This window comes from Bradyrhizobium sp. 138 (assembly GCF_023074075.1).
Classification (GTDB): Bacteria; Pseudomonadota; Alphaproteobacteria; order Rhizobiales; family Xanthobacteraceae; genus Bradyrhizobium.
Window position 1 is genome coordinate 186,829 of the sequence record NZ_JADPKT010000084.1, and the last position, 18,023, is coordinate 204,851.

Genomic DNA, 18,023 nt, shown 5'->3' on the forward strand with positions numbered 1-18,023 from the left:
CGGAGGGACCCGGGATTGCTTCGCTGCGCTCGCAATGACGAGGGGAGAGGTCTACGCTTCCTCTCAAACGGGAGTGCAGTCCGATGTCCCAACCATCACCCCTCATCACCACCGAGCACCTCGCCGCCATGCTCGGCGATCCCAACCTGCGCCTCTACGACTGCACGACCCACAACGAGCCCGTCCCACCCGGCAGCGACGTGCCGTATCGCGCGGTACCCGGCGACAAGACCTTCGCGGCCGGGCACATCCCAGGTGCCGATTTCCTCGACTTGCAAGGCGAGTTCTCCGACGCCTCCGCGCAGCAATTCTACATGATGCCTGACGTCGCCCAGCTGGAGGCCGCCTTCGGTCGCCACGGCCTCGACGCAGGCAAGACCATCGTGCTCTACAGCATCGGCACGATGATGTGGTCGACGCGGTTCTGGTGGATGCTGCGCGCGCTCGGCGTCGATGCGTGCGTGCTCGATGGCGGCTTCGACAAATGGAAGGACGAGGGGCGGCCGGTCGCAACAGGCGCGCCGAAGGGATATCCGGCGACGACCTTCAAGGCTACACCGCGCGCGGGCTTCTTCGTCGACAAGACCATTGTGAAGGCGCGGATCGACGATCCCTCGACGGTCATCGTCAACGCGCTCGGGCCGCAGTTTCATCGGGGCCTCGAGCCAAGCCGCTACGGCCGGCCGGGCCGCGTTCCCGGCAGCGTCAACGTCTCAGCCGCGACGCTCGTCAACGCCGACAAAACCCTGACGAGCCTCGCCGATGCCGAAGCGAAATTCGCAGCGGCAGGCGTCACGCGCGACAAGAATGTGATTCTCTATTGCGGCGGCGGCATCTCGGCGACGATCGACCTGTTCCTGCTGACGCAGCTCGGTTACGACAGACTGACGCTCTACGACGCCTCGATGGGCGAATGGGCGAGGGATCCGGCCCTGCCGATCGAGACGGATTAGGGGGCTCTTACCCTCCTCCAGGGGAGGGTAAGAAATCTCGGAACCTTTCCCCCGGGCCTGCATCCAATGTTCGGAGCCAATGGAGGTGCCCGCCATGCCAGGGACCGCAGCCAGCCTGTCCGCCGGCGTCAGGACATCGGAAGCCGAGCTGATCGACCGCGCGCGGCGCCGGGATGAAGCCGCATTGCGCGAGATCATGCAGGCCAACAACCGCAGGCTCTACAGGCTCGCCCGTGGTATCCTCCGCAGCGACAGTGAGGCCGAGGACGTGGTGCAGGAAACCTATATCCGCGCATTCACGCATCTCGACGACTTTCTTGGTGCGTCGGCGCTGTCGACGTGGTTGTCGCGCATTGCCATCAACGAAGCGCTCGGGCGCCTGCGCAGTCGGAAGCCGCAGATCGAACTGGGATCGGTGCCGGAGGCAACGCTCGAAGCACAGATCATCAAGTTTCCGCTTTCGTCCGCCGCCACTGATCCGGAAAAATCCATGGCTCAACGCGAGATCCAGCGCGTCGTCGAACACGCGGTCGATGAATTGCCGGACGCCTACCGCATGGTCTTCATCGCGCGGGCGATGGAGGGAATGAGCATGGAGGAGACGGCCGAGCTGCTCGGCGTCAAGCCCGAGACGGTCAAGACGCGACTGCACCGTGCGCGTACCATGCTGCGCGAGAACGTCGAGAAGAAGATCGGTCCCGTCGTGATGGACGCATTTCCGTTTGCCGGACAGCGCTGTGAGCGCCTGACCGAAGCCGTGCTCAGGCGCCTTGGCGTGGGCGCGTAATTATTCGGGAACGTTCGCGCGAAAGTCCCATCCAATCCCTGTGACGCAACGCGCCGGGCAACCTTCCGGCACCACAGGAGTATCAAGCCATGTTTACCCGACGGAGCGCGGCGATCGCCGCCGCCATTCTGTTGTCGAGTCCCGCGCTGCTGCAAAGCGCCAGCGCAGCCGACAAACCCACCGATCCGCAGATCGCCCACATCGCCTATACCGCCGGCGTGATCGACATCAACGCGGCCAAACAGGCGCAGAAGAAGGCGAAGAGCAAGGATGTCAAAGCTTTCGCCGAGGACATGTTGCGCGACCACGAGGCGGTCAACAAACAGGCGCTCGCGCTGGTCAAGAAGCTGAACGTCACCCCTGAAGACAACGACACCAGCAAGGCGTTGTCCAAGCAGGCGAGCGACAAGCTGGCCGAGCTCGATAAGCTGAGCGGTGCTGCCTTCGACAAGGCCTATGTCGCTAACGAGGTCGCCTACCACAAGCAGGTCAACGGCGCGCTGGAGACCCAGCTGATTCCGTCGGCGAACAATGCCGAGCTGAAGAGCCTGCTGCAAACCGGTCTGAAGATCTTCCAGGGCCATCAGCAGCACGCCGAGCATGTCGTGGCCGAGCTGAAATAGGGGAGCGCGATGATGTCGGGACGGCTGTTTTCGCTTCCTATCGCGCTTGTCTTCGCGGCGATGGTCGTCCCGGTGCACGCCGCGACGATAGAGATCACGATGGAGAACCTCGTGATCTCACCGGCCGAGATATCGGCCAGGGTCGGCGATACCATCACCTGGATCAACAAGGACGTCTTCGCCCATACCGCCACCGCGAAGAACGGCGACTTCGACGTGACCCTGCCGCCGAAGAAATCGGCGACATCAGTTCTGAAGAAGGCGGGAACGGTCGAGTATTACTGCCGCTATCATCCCAACATGAAAGCGACGCTCAAGGTCGAGCCGTGAGTGCGGCCTTTGGCAGGCTTACTGCCGCGCGATGCTGACTGAGAATTCGCCGTTGCGGATGCGGCCGGGGAAGCCCTCGACGAACTTGGCCACCGCGTCCTCGCCATAGGTGCCGACGAGCTCGGCAAAGGCCGCAAACAGGCTCGCCTGCGCCAGGCAGTCGCCGTCGACGCCGTCGTGGCGCGCCTCGGCCCAGGCCTCGTTGAGATAGCTCAGTGCGGCCTGCTTCTGCTCGTGATCGGGCAGTGGTGCGCGGGCGGGGGCGTAGGAAATCGGCTGGCTCATGAAACTCGATCAGGGCTGGGGCGCGATCCACGGCGATGCGCTGTGCGAGAGGTGTAGCACGGGCGTTAACGACCGCTAGGCCACATCTTTAAGAACGGTTAACGGCTGTGTACAAACTCGATGACAGAGTTCCACAGGGCTCGTCATTCCGGGGCGCGCGCAGCGCGAGCCCGGAATCCATCGGCCAGAGAGAGGGTGGAATGGATTCTCAGATGCGCAATTGCGCATCACAGCTTGCGACTTTGTCTCGCCCCGGAATAACGGACGCACGCTCAGTTCGCGTAGCGCGCCGTCAGATCGCGCGAGATCTTCGAGCCTTCCTCGATATAGCGGCGGATCGCCACCGTCGCGGCCGGCGTGCAGCTCCGGTAGGTCTGCTGAAAGCCGTTATAGCCGCGATTGAAGCCGGCGATCATGCGGGTGCGGCGCTCGCCGGAGGGGGTTTCGGCGTCGATCAGCGCCTGCATCTCGTTGCGCCATTTGTTGCCCTCGTTGGACCCGCAGATGCCGCGCAGATAGTGCAGCCCGCCGAGGATCTCCGCCAACCGCTGCAAATCGCCGTCAAACGGCGCCGCTACGTCCTGGGCCCTCATGGGCACGGAGGTGCAGGCGAGAATCAGGGCAAAAATGGCGAGAAATCGCGTGGACATCGGCGGGCTGTATGCCCCCTCGGGGCGATGGACGCAAGGCGGGGCGGTCAGGGGCCGATCAGGCGCGCGGCGGACTGGATGACCTCTTCCAGCCCCCCGGTCAACTTGAGCTCGCCGAGGCCTGCCAGGGCGTCGGGCGCGATCCAGCGGTAGTCGTCGAGTTCGTCGTTCAGGACCGGCTCCTTGGCCACCCAGCGGGCGGCAAATGACAGGATCAGGTAATGGCCGGCGCCAGCCGTCGCCGGCAGCACCTCGCGCCAGCCGGCGAGGCCGACGATCGCGATGGCGAGCCCGGTCTCCTCGTCGACCTCGCGGCTCAGCGCCTGGTGCAGCGATTCGCCGAACTCGACCCGGCCGCCCGGGAGCGAATAGAAACCCTTGGCGGGCGAGCGGGCGCGGCGGGTCAGCAGCACCTTGCCGTCGCGGAAAATGGCGGCGCTGACGGCAAGCTGGGGATGGCTCGGCTGGACGACTGCAGCCACGGCTCAGTTCGCCATGATGGTATCGACGTCAGCTTCGGCCCCGCCATGGATGATGCCGCCGCAGGCGGCGATCAGCGGCTTGACCCAGAGCGCGGCCTGCTCGGCGAGGCGGACGCGCGTCGTGTCCTTCTCGACCTCGCGCATGGCCGAGCCGACCGCTGTTAGAATCGAGGTCATGGTATCGGTGAGGTGGTCGAACTGGGCGCGGACGTTGGGATCGGCCTTCTCATAGGCTTCGATGGCGAGGTCGCGCGCCTTGAAGTTGGAGGCCGTGAAATGCTCGGCATAGGACAGCGGCGACCAGGTCAGAAAATCTTCCGCGCATTCGGGCATGTCGGGAACCATTTCCAGCAGCATCACGGCTTCATTGAAATGGTTGAGATAGTCGGTGGCAAGCCCGGTCCGCGGATTGATATTGGCCACGCGCAGCCGCTCGGCCCAGGCGGCGGCCTCGGGGCCCGTCTGTACATGCGTCCGCGCGGGTTGGGAGGCCATTGAGCTCATCCGCCGCAGTGTTAACGTTCGGGGTTAAAAGGACCTGAACGGACCCTATATAGACGCCCTGATATAGACGGCTTGGGATGTGTGGACGCTTCGTCATAACTTCGGCCCCCGCGGCCTTGCGGCAACTGTTCGGCTATATCGAGCAGCCGAATTTCCCGCCGCGGTACAACGTGGCGCCGACCCAGCCGATTCCGGTCGTATTGGTCGAGAACGGCGCGCGGCATTTCCACCTGATGCGCTGGGGGCTGTTGCCGGGCTGGGTCAAGGACCCCCGCGGATTCACGCTGCTGATCAACGCCCGCTCGGAGACGGTCCTCGAGAAGCCCGCCTTCAAGAGGGCGATACGCCGGCGGCGCGGGCTGATCCCGGCCGATGGCTATTACGAATGGAAGGTGGAGGACGGCCGCAAGCAGCCCTTCTTCATCCACCGTGCCGACGGTGCGCCGCTTGGTTTCGCTGCGGTGTTCGAGACCTGGGCCGGGCCGAACGGCGAAGAGCTCGACACGGTCGCGATCGTCACGGCCGCGGCGGGCGAGGATCTCGCCGCGCTGCATGACCGCGTGCCCGTCACCATCAGCCAGCGCGATTTCGAGCGCTGGCTCGACATCAAAGGCGACGAGGTCGACGCGATCCTGCCGCTGATGACCACCCCGCGCCGCGGCGAATTCGCCTGGCACCCGGTCTCAACCCGCGTCAACCGCGTCGCCAATGACGACGAGCAGCTCGTGCTGCCGATCAGCGCGAAGGAGATGGCGGCGGAGGCAGGGACGGCCAAGCCGAAGAAGGCGGTGCGGAAGGTCGCGGCGGCCGATGACGGGCAGGGCTCGTTGTTCTAGCTGCGGTGCCGTAGGGTGGGCAAAGGCGCAACGCGCCGTACCCACGATCTCTCGCTCAAGCGCGCGATGGTGGGCACGCTTCCGCCTTCGCTCTTCGAGCTACGGCGGACAAGTCGCTTTGCCCACCCTACGGCAGCGGAGCTTTACACAATCTCCCGTGCCCGCAACGCCGCGATCTCCGCGGCATCAAACCCCAACTCGCCGAGCACCGCCTCCGTATCCGCCCCCAGCTCCGGCGCCATCCGGTCCAGCTGGCCGCCGCCATGGGCGAGCTTGAAGCCGCTGCCGGCAAAGCGCAGGCGCCCGTAGGGCGTGTCCAGCTCCTGGATCGCGCCGCGCGCCTTGATTTGCGGATGGTCGATGACCTCCTCGACCTTCCAAATGCTGGCGCAGGGCGCGCCGGCGTCTTCCAGGATCGTCTCCCATTCGCGCGCCGGCCGTGCCGCCAGCGCCTCCTCGATGATGGCGCGCAGCGCCGGTTCGTTCTCGTTGCGCGAAAACCAATCGGCAAAGCGGGGGTCAGCGAGTGTGTCCTCGCGGCCGAGCGCAGCCATCAGCGCGCGGTACTGCTTCTCGTTGTTGACGGCGAGCAGGATATGGCCGTCGCCGCACTTGAACAAATTCGCCGTGGTCCTGCGGCTGACCGCCTGGTTGCCCGACAGCCTCTGACGATGGCCGGCGACCGACCAGTCCGCGATCTGCCCGGACAGGAACGCCAGCGTCGCCTCCAGCATGGAGACGTCGATGAGCTGGCCCTTGCCGGTGCGGTCGCGCTGGTAGAGCGCGCTCGACACGCCGAAGGCAGCGGTGGCGCCCGACAGTACGTCGCAGACCGCAAAGCCGGCGCGCGTCGGCCCGGTCTCGGGATGGCCCGTGATCGCCATGATGCCCGACAGCGCCTGCATCTTGCCGTCATAGCCGGGCCGCAAGCGATCCGGGCCGGTCTGGCCGAAGCCGGACACCGCGCAATAGATCAGCTTGGGGTTGATCGCGGACAGCGCCTCGTAGCCGATGCCGAGCTTGTCCATCACGCCGGGGCGGAAATTCTCCATGACCACGTCGACGGTCTCTGCGAGCTTCTTCACGATCGCAATCGCCTCGGGCTTCTGCAGATCGAGCGTCAGGCTGCGCTTGTTGCCGTTGATGGCCTGGAACGCCGGTGCCAGCCCACGCTCGGCCCATTCGCGGCTGAGCGGCGTACGGCGCATGTCCTCGCCCTCGCGCCGCTCGACCTTGATGACGTCAGCCCCGAGCAGCGCAAGTTGGTAGCTGGCATAGGGGCCGGCCAGCACCTGCGTGAAATCCAGGATCTTCACGCCCTCGAACGGTCGCGTCACGTCGCTCTCCCTTGGTCGGTTGTTGGAGGACGTCAGGCGGCGCGGTTGCCGCGCGCGATCTCCTTCTGCTTGTCGAATTCGGCGCGGCGGCGGGCGAGCTCTTCGGCTGAGAGCTGCGCGACGTTGTTGTAGTCGAGCTTCCAGGAGGCGTCCTCGCTCCAGCGCAGCGGCGATTGCATTGTGGTCTGCGGGCCGCTCGCGGTCTCCAGTAGACGCAGTGCCAGCTCGAGCGTCTGGGTCTGCGAGGCGACATCGTGCGGCTTGCCGGCCGAATTGCCGAGCGGGAAGTCGCTGAACAGGAAGCGCGGCACCGCCGCGTGCTCGATGATGTCCTTGGCGCAGCCCATGATCACGGTCGGAATGCCATTGGCTTCAAGGTGCCGCGCCACCAGTGCGGTGGTCTGGTGGCAGACCGGGCAGTTCGGCACCAGCACGGCGAGATCGACCTTGTCCGCAAGACAGCGCGAAAGAATCTCCGGCGCGTCGGTGTCGAGTGTGACGCGATGGCTGCGGTTGGTCGGCGCGCCGAAGAAGCGGGGGGCCACTTCGCCGATGCGGCCCGTAGCGGACGCCTTCAGGAGCTGCGGCAGCGGAAACCAGGTGCCGTTGTCGGTCGCGCTCGTGTGCTTGCGGTCGTAGCCGATGTGCGAGATGCGAAGGTCGTGCTGCTTCGAGGTGTCGCCGTCATAGACCTCATAGAATTTCGCAGCTCCGTTATACGCCGCGCCCGGCCCCTGGTCGCCCTTGGCGGGATCGTACGGCGCTGCGGTCGTGATGATGGTCACCCGCGACTGCGCCAGCGGCTTTTTCAGCGGCTGGAACGGCGCCGCGGTGTAATGCGCCCAGCGATACGCCGTGGTGTAGCCGATCGCCGCGTAATAATCGCGCGTGCGCTGCATGTAGGGAACGGGAGCATCATAGTCGGGCGCAAAGCCGAATTCGTCGTCGCGCGGAGCGGACATGGGCGCGTCTCCTGGTTCTTGGTTAAGCCCAGACTAGAGATAGTTTTCGCGTTGCTCAACGGGGGGAGGGGCGGCGCAGGACAGGATTGCATTGCGCAATGGCTCGCCCTGCACGGGGGGGAGAGGCGAAGAAAGCACCTACCTGAACACATGCAGCGCCACATATTGCAGCAGCATGATCGCCTTGGCGTCGATGATGCGGCCATCGGCGATCATCGCCAGCGCCTCGTCGATGCCGAGCTCCAGCACCTCGATGTCCTCGCCCTCGTGCTCCAGGCCGCCGCCGTCGCTGACCCGCATTTCAGGCTCGTACTCGGCGACGAAGAAATGCAGCTTCTCGGTGATGGCGCCCGGGCTCATGAAGGCCTCGAACACCTTGTGGACGTGGTGCAGGCGATAGCCGGTCTCCTCCTCGGCCTCGGCGCGGATGCGCTGCTCGGGCTCGGCGTTATCGAGCACGCCGGCGGCGGCCTCGATCAGCAGGTCGTCGTAGCCGCGGATGAAGGCCGGCAGGCGGAACTGGCGCACCAGGATCACGGTGCGCCGTGCGCGATTATACGGCAGCACGGCGGCGGCGTTGTCGCGCTCATAGGTCTCGCGGTGCTGCGTCTGCCACGCGCCATTGGCGCGCCGGTAGTCGAACGTCGTGGTCTTCAGCGTGGTCCAGCCGTCCGAGAGCACGCGGACGTCCTTGATGCGGACGCGGTCGGAAATGGTCATGGCTCGATCTCAGTTGCTTGGCGTGGTCGCGCGGCCGTCGAGCCACTTCTGGAACATCACGGATGTCGAAAGCTCGAAGCCCAGCGAGCCGTAAAACGCATTGGCCGGCGCATTCTCGCGGCGGACCAGCAGCTGCAGCTTCGAAATTCCAGCGGCGCGCAGCCAGTCCTCGGCCGCGGCCATGATGGCGCGGCCAAAGCCGCGCTTCTGGCAGTCTGGATCGACCGCGACGTAGTAGATCCAACCGCGATGGCCGTCATGGCCAACCATGATTGTTGCCACGATCGCGCCATTGTCGCGGCCGAGCAGGATGGTCGAGTTGTCGCGCCGCCGCGCCAGCGCGATGTCGGCATGCGGATCGTTCCAGGGACGCGTCAGGCCGCAGCGCTGCCACAGCGCCACCACCGGCTGGATATCGGCATCGGTGATGGCGTCGATCGCAAGACTATTCACAGCACTTTCCCCGGATTCATGATTCCGCGCGGATCGAGCATCGCCTTGATGGCGCGCATCAGCTCGATCGCGGTCTTGTCCTTGACGTCGGGCAGCTCGTCGCGCTTGAGCACGCCGATGCCGTGCTCGGCCGAGATCGAGCCGCCCATGCGCAGCACGATCGCGAACACCACCGCGTTCATCTCGTGCCAGCGCGCCAGAAAATCCGCGGTGTCGCCGCCGATCGGCTGGCTGACATTGTAATGCAGATTGCCATCGCCGAGATGGCCGAACGGCACCGGCCGCGCGCCGGGGATCAGCTTCACCACCGCGGCATCGGCCTCGGCGATGAATTCAGGCACGGCCGCGACCGGCACGGAGATGTCGTGCTTGATCGAGCCGCCCTCCGGCTTCTGCGCCGAAGACATCTCGTCGCGCAGCTTCCAGAAGCCGGCGCGCTGGGTGAGGTTGGCGGCGATCACGGCGTCGTCGACGATCTCCTCCTCCATGGCGCGGGCCAGGATCGTCTCCAGCGGCGTGCGAGCATCATCGCCGGGCGAAGACAACTCCATGAGCACGTACCAGGGATGCTTCTCGGCAAGCGGATCGCGCACGTCGATGCCGTGCTTGATCGAGAACTCCACCGCCATCTCCGACAGCAGCTCGAAACTCGTCAGCGCATTGGCAGCTTCGCTCTGCGCGATCGTGAGCAGCTTGAGCGCCGCCGCCGGCGACTTCAGCCCGACGAACGCGGTCTCGACCGCCCGCGGCTTCGGAAACAGTTTGAGCGTTGCCGCGGTGATGATGCCGAGCGTGCCTTCTGCGCCGATGAAGAGGTTGTGCAGATTGTAGCCGGTGTTGTCCTTCTTCAGCTTCGAGAGAGCATTGAGCACGCGCCCGTCGGCCAGCACCACCTCGAGCCCCAGCGCCATCTCGCGCGCGACGCCGTAGGCGAGCGCGGCGGTGCCACCGGCATTGGTCGAGAGATTGCCGCCGATGGTGCAGCTGCCTTCGGCCCCCAGCGACAGCGGAAACAGCCGGTCCACCTCCACCGCCTTCGCTTGCGCGATCTGCAGCACGACGCCGGCTTCGCAGGTCATGGTGTTGGAGGCGGTGTCGACCTCGCGGATCTTGTCCAGGCGCCGCAGCGACACCACGACTTCGCCATTGTGCGGCGTCTGCCCGCCGACGAGCCCGGTGTTGCCGCCCTGCGGCACCAGCGCGATGTTGTGCGCGGAAGCGAGCTTGCAGATCTCCGAGACCTCCGCCGTCGAGCCCGGGCGCAGCACCAGCGGCGAGCGGCCGTGGAACAGATTGCGCTCTTCGGTGAGGTAGGGCTCGATGTCGGTCGCATCGGTGATGGCATGGCGTTCGCCGACGATCTTGCGGAATTGCGCGATCAATTCGGGCGCAAGCGGCGGGGTGGCGGATTGATTGACGTTCATTCTCGTGTCTCTTCTCAAGCGTCTTACTCTTTGCGCATGATCTTGTCGGAAAACCGCTGCACACTTTGCGCTAACGCGGCCCTCCGGGTCCGGATCATGCGCTATCGTGCCACCGCCGCCCGGCGCAGCCGGTCGTTGATCGCTTCGCCGAGGCCGTCCTCGGGCACCGTCATTACCGCGATCGCCCGCGGGCTCTTCGCATCGAGCTCGCGAAGATAGCCGAACAGATTGGCGGCGGCTTCATCGAGATCAGCTGTGGGCGACAAATTCATGACGACGCAGGCGGCATCAACGCCGGGCAGCCGCACAGGGCCGAACGCGAGCAGGGCCTCGCCCGGCGCCACCTCACGCGCATCGAGCCGCACAGGGGCGCGCGGCGCGTAATGCGAGGCCAGCATGCCCGGGGCCAGCGGCTGGCTGTCATCGCTTTCGGCGTCCAGCGGCGGCCGCGCCAGCGGCTCGCCCAGCACCGCCTCGATCCGTTCGCGCGACAGCCCGCCGGGCCGCAGCAGCATCGGCGTCTCGAAGCAGCCCACGATGGTCGATTCGACGCCGACCTCGACCGGTCCGCCGTCAATGATGAGGTCGATCCGTCCCGATAAGTCGCTCTCGACATGGGCGGCCAGCGTCGGCGAGACGTGGCCGGAGACGTTGGCCGACGGCGCCACCACGGCCCCGCCGAAGGCGCGCAGGATCGCCTGCGCGACCGGGTGGGCGGGAATCCGGATCGCCACGGTGTCGAGGCCGGCGGTGGCGAGATCCGCCACCGGGCAGCCCTCCGTCTTCGGCACCACCAGCGTCAGCGGCCCCGGCCAGAACGCCTCGGCGAGCCTCAACGCGCGCGCGTCGAACCGCCCGATCCGCCGCGCGGCTTTGAGGTCGGCGACATGGGCGATCAGCGGATTGAATGCCGGGCGCCCCTTGGCGGCGTAGAGATGGGCGATCGCCGTGGCATTGGCGGCGTCCGCCCCGAGCCCGTAGACCGTCTCGGTCGGAAACGCGACCAGCCCGCCGGCGGCCAAGGCCCTGGCGGCCGCCTCCGCGCCGGCCGCGCCGGCCGGTAAAATCAGCGTTTCAAGGCCCGTTTTCACAGGGACAAAATTCCTCATCTCGGCCGCTTGCGGTGCGTCAAACCCGACGCTATAAGCCGCCTTCTTGTCGGAGTGTGGCTCAGCCCGGTAGAGCACTGCGTTCGGGACGCAGGGGTCGCAGGTTCGAATCCTGCCACTCCGACCATTCTTCCAAAAGTTGACGTTTTCCAGAGGCTTGGCGGACCGGCCGCCGGCGCCTCGGAACGCCTTATTGCAACGATTTTCGGGGCGGGTCCACGGCCGATTTGGCTGGGCAGGGCCGCTTGTCGCCGCGGCATGGCTTGTCAGGTTCAGGATGCCCCGGCCGGCCGGGGCTCAAACGAGACCACGACCCGCTTGGCCTTGATCCGGCCGTGCACGCCATAGCTGGACTTGACGCTTAGTGTCGTGCCGTCGGGATCGATCTTTGTGTCGAGCCCGAACATGATTCCGGCTTCCGTGAAGTCTGACAGCTGGACTTCGATCAACTCAAAGATGGTGAATGTGACGTCGACATGCTTGGTCAGCACGAAATGGCCGCGTGAGTCGACCTCTGACGTGATCTGGAATGCGCGGGCGACGAGCCGGCTTGGCGCGCCCTGGTGAAGCTCCAGCTGCAACAACGTTGCATCGTGAAACGAGGGAACGCCTTCGAACCAGGCGCACAATGCTGCGCCGCCTTCCAGTTCAGCAATCGTCGCTTTCGCCATTGATCAGTTCTTATAGTGAGCGCGCTTGTGCCGACGCTTGAGTGCCAAGCTTGGTAACGCCCTAGTCTTGGGCGCTAGATCGATTTTTGAGCCTTCTTGACGGCCTTCAGAAGCGCATCGTCGATCCGGCTCTGCCATCCGCGCCCGGAGGCCTTGAAATGGTCGATCACGGCGGGGCTCAATCGCAGCGACACGAGCTTCTTTGTAGGTGCCTTGTTGGGACCTCGGCCTCTGCGCATCCCAGGGAGGACTTCGTCGAACGGTTTGGCTTTCGCCATATCGCTCTCGGTCCATTCCGGATTGTTGCTCACCGCGCGCATATCGTTCGCGGTGTAGCGTTTGTTAGCGGCGGTTCGCTTCATAGAGTTGTGTTTCCTTCTTGCTGGCAGGGCGCATGCTGATGATGCTGACGGCCTCATTGCCATAGATGGCGAAGATCACCGAAATGACGCCGCGGATATTTACACCGATAGCCCGATAGCGGTTGAGCGCGGCTTGACGAACTAAGGCAGTATCGAAGAACCGGTCATTGAGATCAGCGAAATCCATCCCGTGCTTGTCGAGATTGGCCAGGCGCTTCGGTTCGTCCCAGATGATCTTCACTGATTATTTTGTATCTACAAAATAATCCATCGTCAATGGCCGGCAGAATGGCTTGTCTGATGACATGCCCCCAGACGTCTCTACCTCCGCGCCACCAGCACGCCCACCAGAAACGCCACCATCAGCGACGGCAGCGGCGCCTCTCAAACCATGTCGCGCACGACATCCGGCCAGTGCTGTTCCGGGACCAGTCTCGGCGATCCACCTTGGGCGTCGGCTCGATGCCCCAGTGTGATGCGAGCTCGGCGATCTCGCTTTGCGCCAGGCGCTGGCTGTCGCAGACGCGGAAGATCGCGGCCTCGAAGCGCTCACGCGGCGCGAGCCGCATCAGCGTCGCGACGGCGGTGCGCAACGTCATCTCGCCAAACCTTGCAGCCGCACCTGCTCCTCGGGGTCGGACGTCATGCGAAATCCCTCACAGCGCGAAATGGCGCGCGAGGGAGAAGGCCGCCGTCGCGGAACCGGACCAGCACCGGACCAGCGTGGATACCGCGCCCGCCCCGCCGCTCACGAGATGGGATCGCGTCAGCTGTCCGGTCATGATCGTGCTCCTTGCTCTCATGGAAAGGGCGGCCGTGGAGCTTTTTCCTCGCATCACACTCATCTTCGAGTTCGTGGAATGGGGTAGAGCCCTTGCGAAACCCATCACCTTTGCCTTTTGAGAGGGTTTCGATGGGTTTTCGCTCCGCTCTACCCATCCTACGCACTGTTCGGAGCCCCGCAAACGCGAGCGGCGCGGCCGTGATCGGCCGCGCCGCTGTGACCTTGCGACGTGAAGGGCATTAGTCCTCGTAGGGTGCGTAGGCTGATGTGCCCAAGCGAGGCTCGTCATAGCCGTAGCCCGGGCCCCAATAGCCGTAGGTGTTGGCGGGGTGCCAACCGCCGATGCGCTGGCATTGGCCGACGCCTGCCATCAATTGGCCGCCGTTCATAGCCGGGCCAGCAGCGCCGACAGCTTCTCCACTGGGTGTCGTACACCAGCCGGGACCGCGCCCCGCAGCGAGGCTGGGGCTTGCAGTTGCGAGCGGCAAAATCGCGGCCAGAGTTGCGGCGACGCTCACGAGTTTCGTACGTGTCATGGTTGTCTCCATGTTCGAGGTTTAACGGGGGACCAATCCCTCCTCCCAAGAGACGTTCCGTGCGGAGCGGTCGCGATTTCGCGAGCGAAAAGGGTTTCCTCGGGTTTCACGGAACGCCGCTAATCCATTCACGTGAGCGCGTCGTTGCGAGCGCGCATCATCATCTGCGAGCGATCAGCACGCCCACCAGAAACGCCACCATCAGCGACGGCAGCGGTGCCTCTCGCACCATGTCACGCACGACATCCGGCCAGTGCTGTTCCGGGACCAGTCTCGGCGATCGCACGTTTGGCGTCGGCTCGATGCCCCAGTGTGATGCGAGCTCGGCGATCTCGCTTTGCGCCAGGCGCACGTCGTCGCGGACGCGGAAGATCGTGGCCTCGACGCGCTCGCGCGGCGCAAGCTGCATCAGCGTCGCGACGGCGGTGCGCAACGTCATCTCGCCAAAACCTTGCAGCCTCACCTGCTCCTCGGGGTCCGACGTCATGCCCAATCCCTCACAGCGCCAAAATCCCTCACAGCGCAAAGTGGCGCGCGAGGGCGAAGGCCGCCGTCTTGCTCCATGCTCTCATGGAAATGGCGATCGTGGGAGCTTGGTTCCTTCGGGCACGCCAGCGAATCGCAGCCGCCGGCTACTTCCGCAGCAGCTCGCTCAAGGCCGCCGTCGCCTCGGCGCAGCGGATGTCGTCGATCTCGCGCGACAGGCTGAGCGCGCTCGCTCTCAGCTCTTCGAGCGTCCAGCTATCCGGCTGCTGGCTTTCGAGTTGACCGAGACGCTTGTTCAGATCGTCCAGTCTCGATTGGAGCTGCCCGATGCTGGCATCCCCATTCACTTTCCAAACGCGTTGTGCACGCATCGTCGTTCCCCTGATCGTCTCACGGCCTTGTGAGAGCGGTTCGTGGCCGGAATGGGAGTTTGTTTTGTCCGGCTTCAGACGGTGGGGAACCGTTGCATATTCGCAACGAAGTTCCTGGATTTTCGCGAGCGCTCGCCGCGGGCCCCACGATGATACCCGCAAGGCACGGAATTTGATTGTGTCCCATCACGACGATGGGCGAGCCGGCTTGTGCGCGCGGTGCGCCGCTCGATAGGCTCATGCCGGACGCACTTCGGGACATGAAGGAATGACGCGTGGCGAGATTTGTGACTGTCGCGGCCGGCCAGCTCGGCCCGATCGCGAGGACCGAGACCAGGACCGAAGTGGTGGCGCGGCTGATGATCTTGATGCGCGAGGCGAAGGCCTGCGGCTGCGACCTGATCGTCTATCCCGAGCTCGCGCTGACGACGTTTTTTCCGCGTTGGTATTTTGAGGATCAGGCCGAGATCGACAGCTTCTTCGAGCGCGAGATGCCGGGGCCGGAGACGCGAGGCCTGTTCGATCTGGCGCGCGAGCTCGGGATCGGCTTCTGTCTCGGCTATGCCGAGCTGACGGTCGAGGCCGGACTTGTCAGGCGCTACAACACGTCCATCCTCGTCGACCAGAGCGGCGCGATCACCTTGACGTATCGCAAGGTCCATCTGCCAGGCCACGCCGAGCACGAACCGTGGCGGAAATTCCAGCATCTGGAAAAGCGCTATTTCGAGCCCGGCAGCGGCTTCGGCGTCGCCAGCGCCTTCGGCGGCGTGATGGGCATGGCGATCTGCAATGACCGCCGCTGGAGCGAGACCTATCGGGTGATGGGTCTGCAGGGCGTCGAGATGGTGATGATCGGCTACAACACGCCGGTCCACAATCCGCCGGCGCCCGAGCATGACGATCTCTCGCTGTTCCACAACCATCTGGTGATGCAGGCCGGCGCCTATCAGAACGGCACCTTCGTGGTCGGCGTCGCCAAGGCCGGTATCGAGGAGGGCGTGGACCACATCGGCGGCAGCTGCATCATCGCGCCCTCCGGCGAGATCATCGCGAGATGCGCGACCAAGGGCGATGAGCTCGCGCTGGCGCGCTGCGATCTCGATCTCTGCAATTCCTACAAGCGCACCACCTTCAATTTCGACCTCCACCGCCAGCCGCACGCCTATGGGATGATCGTGGAGCGGAAGGGGGTGACGACGATGGCGGATGGGACGGCGGTAAGGCCGAAGGGGTGATCTCCTCTTCGTAGCCCGGGTGAGCGCAGCGATACCCGGGACAGCGTCTGTGGAGACCCGGATATCGCTGCGCTCATCCGGGCTACGCGATTGTGCCTGTGTCGCCCTCTGTCAATCCCTCTCGCCAAAAATATTCCGCTTTACCGAAATTCGGTTTTGTCGTATGTGTCGCCCATCCCGGCTCATCCAAGAGGGGCGATCTCGAGGTCGTCTTGATCGCGAGCCGGGCTTGCGGTGGACGCGGCAGCGTCGGCATGAGAGGCGCGGGCAGGGCGGGTAGTCCCTGTGAGCCCGAGGCTTCGTGCAGACGAGCGGCGCTGCTAGGTTCGTCTCGCCTGTAAGTTTCCAGCTTCGTCGACAGGGCTGGAAATACTGCGGCGACATGGCGGGCCGTGCGTACGGCAAAACCGTGTGGTCCTGACCGTCGTTGCCACGGTCAAGCTGTCGCGAAGGTGCGAGCGAGTCCAACCGGGCAGAACTGCATCATCCAATTCGCAGGTAGCGAGGGAGGCCAGAAGGAAAGTTCGGCTCCCGGGAGAGCACGGCATAAGCCGTCCGACCATCGCGCAGGGAAGGCCGAGTGATCGGCACCACCTGTATGCTGCTGTGCGGTTCTTCCTGCGTGTGCATTTCGCGCAGCGGACCGCGGGTGCCTGTCGGCACCCGGCCTTCCCTGCGCCCTCCTGGATAAGAGGGTGAGAGATCAAGCAAAGCTCGGGTGAATCAAGCCGCGAGAGCGAGAAGGCATGTCTGCGTGTCACAAATTCAAATATCGTAGGGTGGGCAAAGGCGCTCTTGCGCCGTGCCCACGATTTCTGTCGGCCGCGAAAGATACGTGGGCACGCTCCGCTTTGCCCACCCTACGGCACTCGATATCGTAGGGTGGGCAAAGCGCAGCGTGCCCACGCCTTGTTGCTCATGGAGGGAGATCGTGGGCACGGCGCTGCGCGCCTTTGCCCACCCTACGGCAGTGCGAAGGCGTGTCTGCGATTCAAATGTCCACGTCGCGCCATGTGATCGTGCGTTTGTGAAAACCTGTGAAGCTCGCTTCGCGCGCGCACGTGGACAGAAGCTGTCGGATATTGTAATGCGCATCTGAAATGCTGGAGCAATGTGGCCCGCACGCGGACTTCCAAAGGCCAATCCGATGACCCAGGCAGGCGCCTACGGAGAGAAGCTCGGGCAATTCCTGCGTTTGAAGGAGGCGCCGCCCGCCCTGGTCACGCGCTCGCTGCGCAGCGCCGAGCTCGCGGTCACCGAGACGCGGAATGATCGCCCGCTGATGGGTCTGTCCGGCTCGCTCACCGCGGAAGATGCGTTTCTCGTCAGCCTGAAGCTTCGCGACTACCCGGATTGCGAGCTCTGGGAGCGCGGCAAATCCATCATGAAGGCGGACGTTCGCGCCGGGACGACCTATCTCTACGACCTCAAGCTCGATCCGCGCTATGTGATCGACAAGCCGTTCCACTCGCTCTTTTTCTATCTTCCACGCTCAGCCCTCGATGGCGTCGCCGAGCAGAGCGGGGCGAAGCGCGTCGATCAGCTCGACTGTCAGATTGGCGTCGGCCACGACGACGAGATCATCCGACACATCGGAGCGGCGCTGCAACACGGGCTGCGACGGCCGCACGAAGCCAACCAGCTTTTCATCGATCACATGATGCTCGCCTTGACCGTCCATGTCGTCCGGACTTACGGCGGCCTTCAAGCCTTGGCGGGGCCCACCCGCGGCGGTCTCGCGCCCTGGCAGGTAAAACGCGCCTGCGAGCGGCTGGAATCCGATCTCGGCGGCAAACTCTCGCTGCAGACGATCGCGAGCGAGCTCGACCTCTCGGTCAGCCATTTTTCACGTGCATTTCGAAGCGCGGTCGGCATGCCGCCGCATCAATGGCTGCTTCATCAGCGCGTGAATGCCGCCAAGCAGTTGATGAGCGTGCGCGGCCTGCCCCTGTCGGAGATCGCGATCTCGGCGGGGTTTGCCAACCAAAGTCACTTCACCCGCGTGTTTTCCTCGATCGTCGGCGTCAGCCCGGCCGTGTGGCGCCGACAGACGTCCGGCGTCTCGGGCACAGACGCGTGAACTCCGGTGATGCGGGGCGACTGCCCGCAGCATTCGCGTCAGA

General features: G+C 64.8%; 25 protein-coding genes and 1 tRNA gene. 8 read left to right on the forward strand and 18 right to left on the reverse strand.

Going from position 1 to position 18,023, the window contains the following annotated elements; genetic code table 11:
- Window positions 1–83: 83 nt before the first annotated feature.
- The 4 genes from IVA79_RS28785 (at window position 84) to IVA79_RS28800 (ending at window position 2,693) form a co-directional block, all read left to right on the forward strand.
- Window positions 84–953, forward strand: coding sequence for a sulfurtransferase (locus IVA79_RS28785; protein WP_247559380.1), 870 nt, complete (start codon window positions 84–86; stop codon window positions 951–953).
- 94 nt (window positions 954–1,047) lie between these two features.
- The gene (locus IVA79_RS28790; protein WP_247559383.1) at window positions 1,048–1,740 is read left to right on the forward strand and encodes an RNA polymerase sigma factor; all 693 of its coding nucleotides are present in this window, start codon (window positions 1,048–1,050) and stop codon (window positions 1,738–1,740) included.
- Window positions 1,741–1,829: 89 nt separating this feature from the next.
- A complete protein-coding gene (locus IVA79_RS28795; protein WP_247559386.1) occupies window positions 1,830–2,363 on the forward strand; it encodes a DUF4142 domain-containing protein in 534 nt (177 codons plus the stop codon).
- A 9-nt stretch (window positions 2,364–2,372) separates the two neighbouring features.
- Window positions 2,373–2,693, forward strand: a complete 321-nt coding sequence (locus tag IVA79_RS28800; protein WP_247559388.1) for a cupredoxin family copper-binding protein — start codon at window positions 2,373–2,375, stop codon at window positions 2,691–2,693.
- Window positions 2,694–2,711: 18 nt separating this feature from the next.
- Here the strand turns inward: IVA79_RS28800 and IVA79_RS28805 are convergent, their stop codons facing one another.
- The 4 genes from IVA79_RS28805 to IVA79_RS28820 form a co-directional block, all read right to left on the reverse strand.
- On the reverse strand, window positions 2,712–2,978 hold the full coding sequence (locus IVA79_RS28805; protein ID WP_212288024.1) for a hypothetical protein: 267 nt from the start codon (window positions 2,976–2,978) through the stop codon (window positions 2,712–2,714).
- Between the two features lie 272 nt (window positions 2,979–3,250).
- Window positions 3,251–3,628, reverse strand: a complete 378-nt coding sequence (locus tag IVA79_RS28810) for a TIGR02301 family protein (RefSeq protein WP_247559390.1) — start codon at window positions 3,626–3,628, stop codon at window positions 3,251–3,253.
- Window positions 3,629–3,675: 47 nt separating this feature from the next.
- Window positions 3,676–4,110, reverse strand: a complete 435-nt coding sequence (locus tag IVA79_RS28815) for an NUDIX domain-containing protein (RefSeq protein ID WP_247559392.1) — start codon at window positions 4,108–4,110, stop codon at window positions 3,676–3,678.
- A 3-nt stretch (window positions 4,111–4,113) separates the two neighbouring features.
- The gene (locus IVA79_RS28820; RefSeq protein ID WP_247559394.1) at window positions 4,114–4,614 is read right to left on the reverse strand and encodes a hypothetical protein; all 501 of its coding nucleotides are present in this window, start codon (window positions 4,612–4,614) and stop codon (window positions 4,114–4,116) included.
- Between the two features lie 77 nt (window positions 4,615–4,691).
- Between IVA79_RS28820 and IVA79_RS28825 the strand changes: the two genes are divergently transcribed.
- On the forward strand, window positions 4,692–5,450 hold the full coding sequence (locus tag IVA79_RS28825) for an SOS response-associated peptidase (RefSeq protein WP_247559396.1): 759 nt from the start codon (window positions 4,692–4,694) through the stop codon (window positions 5,448–5,450).
- Window positions 5,451–5,593: 143 nt separating this feature from the next.
- On the opposite strand, the gene IVA79_RS28830 is transcribed toward IVA79_RS28825, so the two are convergent.
- From IVA79_RS28830 to IVA79_RS28855, 6 genes are all read right to left on the reverse strand, one after another.
- The gene (locus IVA79_RS28830; RefSeq protein WP_247559398.1) at window positions 5,594–6,787 is read right to left on the reverse strand and encodes a CoA transferase; all 1,194 of its coding nucleotides are present in this window, start codon (window positions 6,785–6,787) and stop codon (window positions 5,594–5,596) included.
- 32 nt (window positions 6,788–6,819) lie between these two features.
- Window positions 6,820–7,749 carry a glycine reductase gene (locus IVA79_RS28835; RefSeq protein WP_247559401.1) on the reverse strand — a complete coding sequence of 310 codons (930 nt, stop codon included), beginning with the start codon at window positions 7,747–7,749 and terminating at the stop codon, window positions 6,820–6,822.
- A 138-nt stretch (window positions 7,750–7,887) separates the two neighbouring features.
- On the reverse strand, window positions 7,888–8,469 hold the full coding sequence (locus tag IVA79_RS28840; protein WP_247559403.1) for an NUDIX domain-containing protein: 582 nt from the start codon (window positions 8,467–8,469) through the stop codon (window positions 7,888–7,890).
- 9 nt (window positions 8,470–8,478) lie between these two features.
- Complete coding sequence (locus tag IVA79_RS28845; RefSeq protein ID WP_247559405.1) at window positions 8,479–8,922, reverse strand: GNAT family acetyltransferase; 444 nt, start codon at window positions 8,920–8,922, stop codon at window positions 8,479–8,481.
- Window positions 8,919–10,346: an FAD-binding oxidoreductase gene (locus IVA79_RS28850; RefSeq protein WP_247559407.1), complete on the reverse strand. Its 1,428-nt coding sequence runs from the start codon at window positions 10,344–10,346 to the stop codon at window positions 8,919–8,921. Before IVA79_RS28850 ends, IVA79_RS28845 begins: the two co-directional genes overlap by 4 nt.
- A gap of 101 nt (window positions 10,347–10,447) precedes the next feature.
- On the reverse strand, window positions 10,448–11,437 hold the full coding sequence (locus tag IVA79_RS28855) for an L-threonylcarbamoyladenylate synthase (protein ID WP_247559409.1): 990 nt from the start codon (window positions 11,435–11,437) through the stop codon (window positions 10,448–10,450).
- A 68-nt stretch (window positions 11,438–11,505) separates the two neighbouring features.
- On the opposite strand from IVA79_RS28855, the gene IVA79_RS28860 reads away from it, so the two are divergent.
- Window positions 11,506–11,582: transfer RNA gene (locus IVA79_RS28860), tRNA-Pro, on the forward strand.
- A 145-nt stretch (window positions 11,583–11,727) separates the two neighbouring features.
- Here IVA79_RS28860 and IVA79_RS28865 read toward each other — a convergent pair.
- The 8 genes from IVA79_RS28865 to IVA79_RS28895 form a co-directional block, all read right to left on the reverse strand.
- Window positions 11,728–12,126 carry a hypothetical protein gene (locus IVA79_RS28865; RefSeq protein WP_247559411.1) on the reverse strand — a complete coding sequence of 133 codons (399 nt, stop codon included), beginning with the start codon at window positions 12,124–12,126 and terminating at the stop codon, window positions 11,728–11,730.
- A 74-nt stretch (window positions 12,127–12,200) separates the two neighbouring features.
- On the reverse strand, window positions 12,201–12,488 hold the full coding sequence (locus IVA79_RS28870; RefSeq protein WP_247559413.1) for a BrnA antitoxin family protein: 288 nt from the start codon (window positions 12,486–12,488) through the stop codon (window positions 12,201–12,203).
- Window positions 12,469–12,729, reverse strand: coding sequence for a BrnT family toxin (locus IVA79_RS28875; RefSeq protein WP_247559415.1), 261 nt, complete (start codon window positions 12,727–12,729; stop codon window positions 12,469–12,471). Before IVA79_RS28875 ends, IVA79_RS28870 begins: the two co-directional genes overlap by 20 nt.
- A 121-nt stretch (window positions 12,730–12,850) precedes the next feature.
- A complete protein-coding gene (locus tag IVA79_RS28880) occupies window positions 12,851–13,087 on the reverse strand; it encodes a hypothetical protein (protein WP_247559417.1) in 237 nt (78 codons plus the stop codon).
- A 57-nt stretch (window positions 13,088–13,144) separates the two neighbouring features.
- Window positions 13,145–13,270 (reverse strand): hypothetical protein, encoded by a 126-nt coding sequence (locus tag IVA79_RS36860; protein WP_256465665.1) that lies wholly within the window; start codon window positions 13,268–13,270, stop codon window positions 13,145–13,147.
- Between the two features lie 241 nt (window positions 13,271–13,511).
- Complete coding sequence (locus tag IVA79_RS28885; protein WP_247559419.1) at window positions 13,512–13,808, reverse strand: hypothetical protein; 297 nt, start codon at window positions 13,806–13,808, stop codon at window positions 13,512–13,514.
- 160 nt (window positions 13,809–13,968) lie between these two features.
- Window positions 13,969–14,295 carry a hypothetical protein gene (locus IVA79_RS28890; protein WP_247559421.1) on the reverse strand — a complete coding sequence of 109 codons (327 nt, stop codon included), beginning with the start codon at window positions 14,293–14,295 and terminating at the stop codon, window positions 13,969–13,971.
- Window positions 14,296–14,440: 145 nt separating this feature from the next.
- On the reverse strand, window positions 14,441–14,665 hold the full coding sequence (locus IVA79_RS28895) for a hypothetical protein (RefSeq protein ID WP_247559424.1): 225 nt from the start codon (window positions 14,663–14,665) through the stop codon (window positions 14,441–14,443).
- Between the two features lie 275 nt (window positions 14,666–14,940).
- Here IVA79_RS28895 and IVA79_RS28900 point away from each other — a divergent pair, with 275 nt between their 5' ends.
- Together IVA79_RS28900 and IVA79_RS28905 are read left to right on the forward strand one after the other, a co-directional pair.
- Window positions 14,941–15,900 (forward strand): N-carbamoyl-D-amino-acid hydrolase, encoded by a 960-nt coding sequence (locus IVA79_RS28900; protein ID WP_247559427.1) that lies wholly within the window; start codon window positions 14,941–14,943, stop codon window positions 15,898–15,900.
- 1,147 nt (window positions 15,901–17,047) lie between these two features.
- Window positions 17,048–17,980 (forward strand): AraC family transcriptional regulator, encoded by a 933-nt coding sequence (locus IVA79_RS28905; RefSeq protein WP_247559429.1) that lies wholly within the window; start codon window positions 17,048–17,050, stop codon window positions 17,978–17,980.
- Window positions 17,981–18,023: the final 43 nt, after the last annotated feature.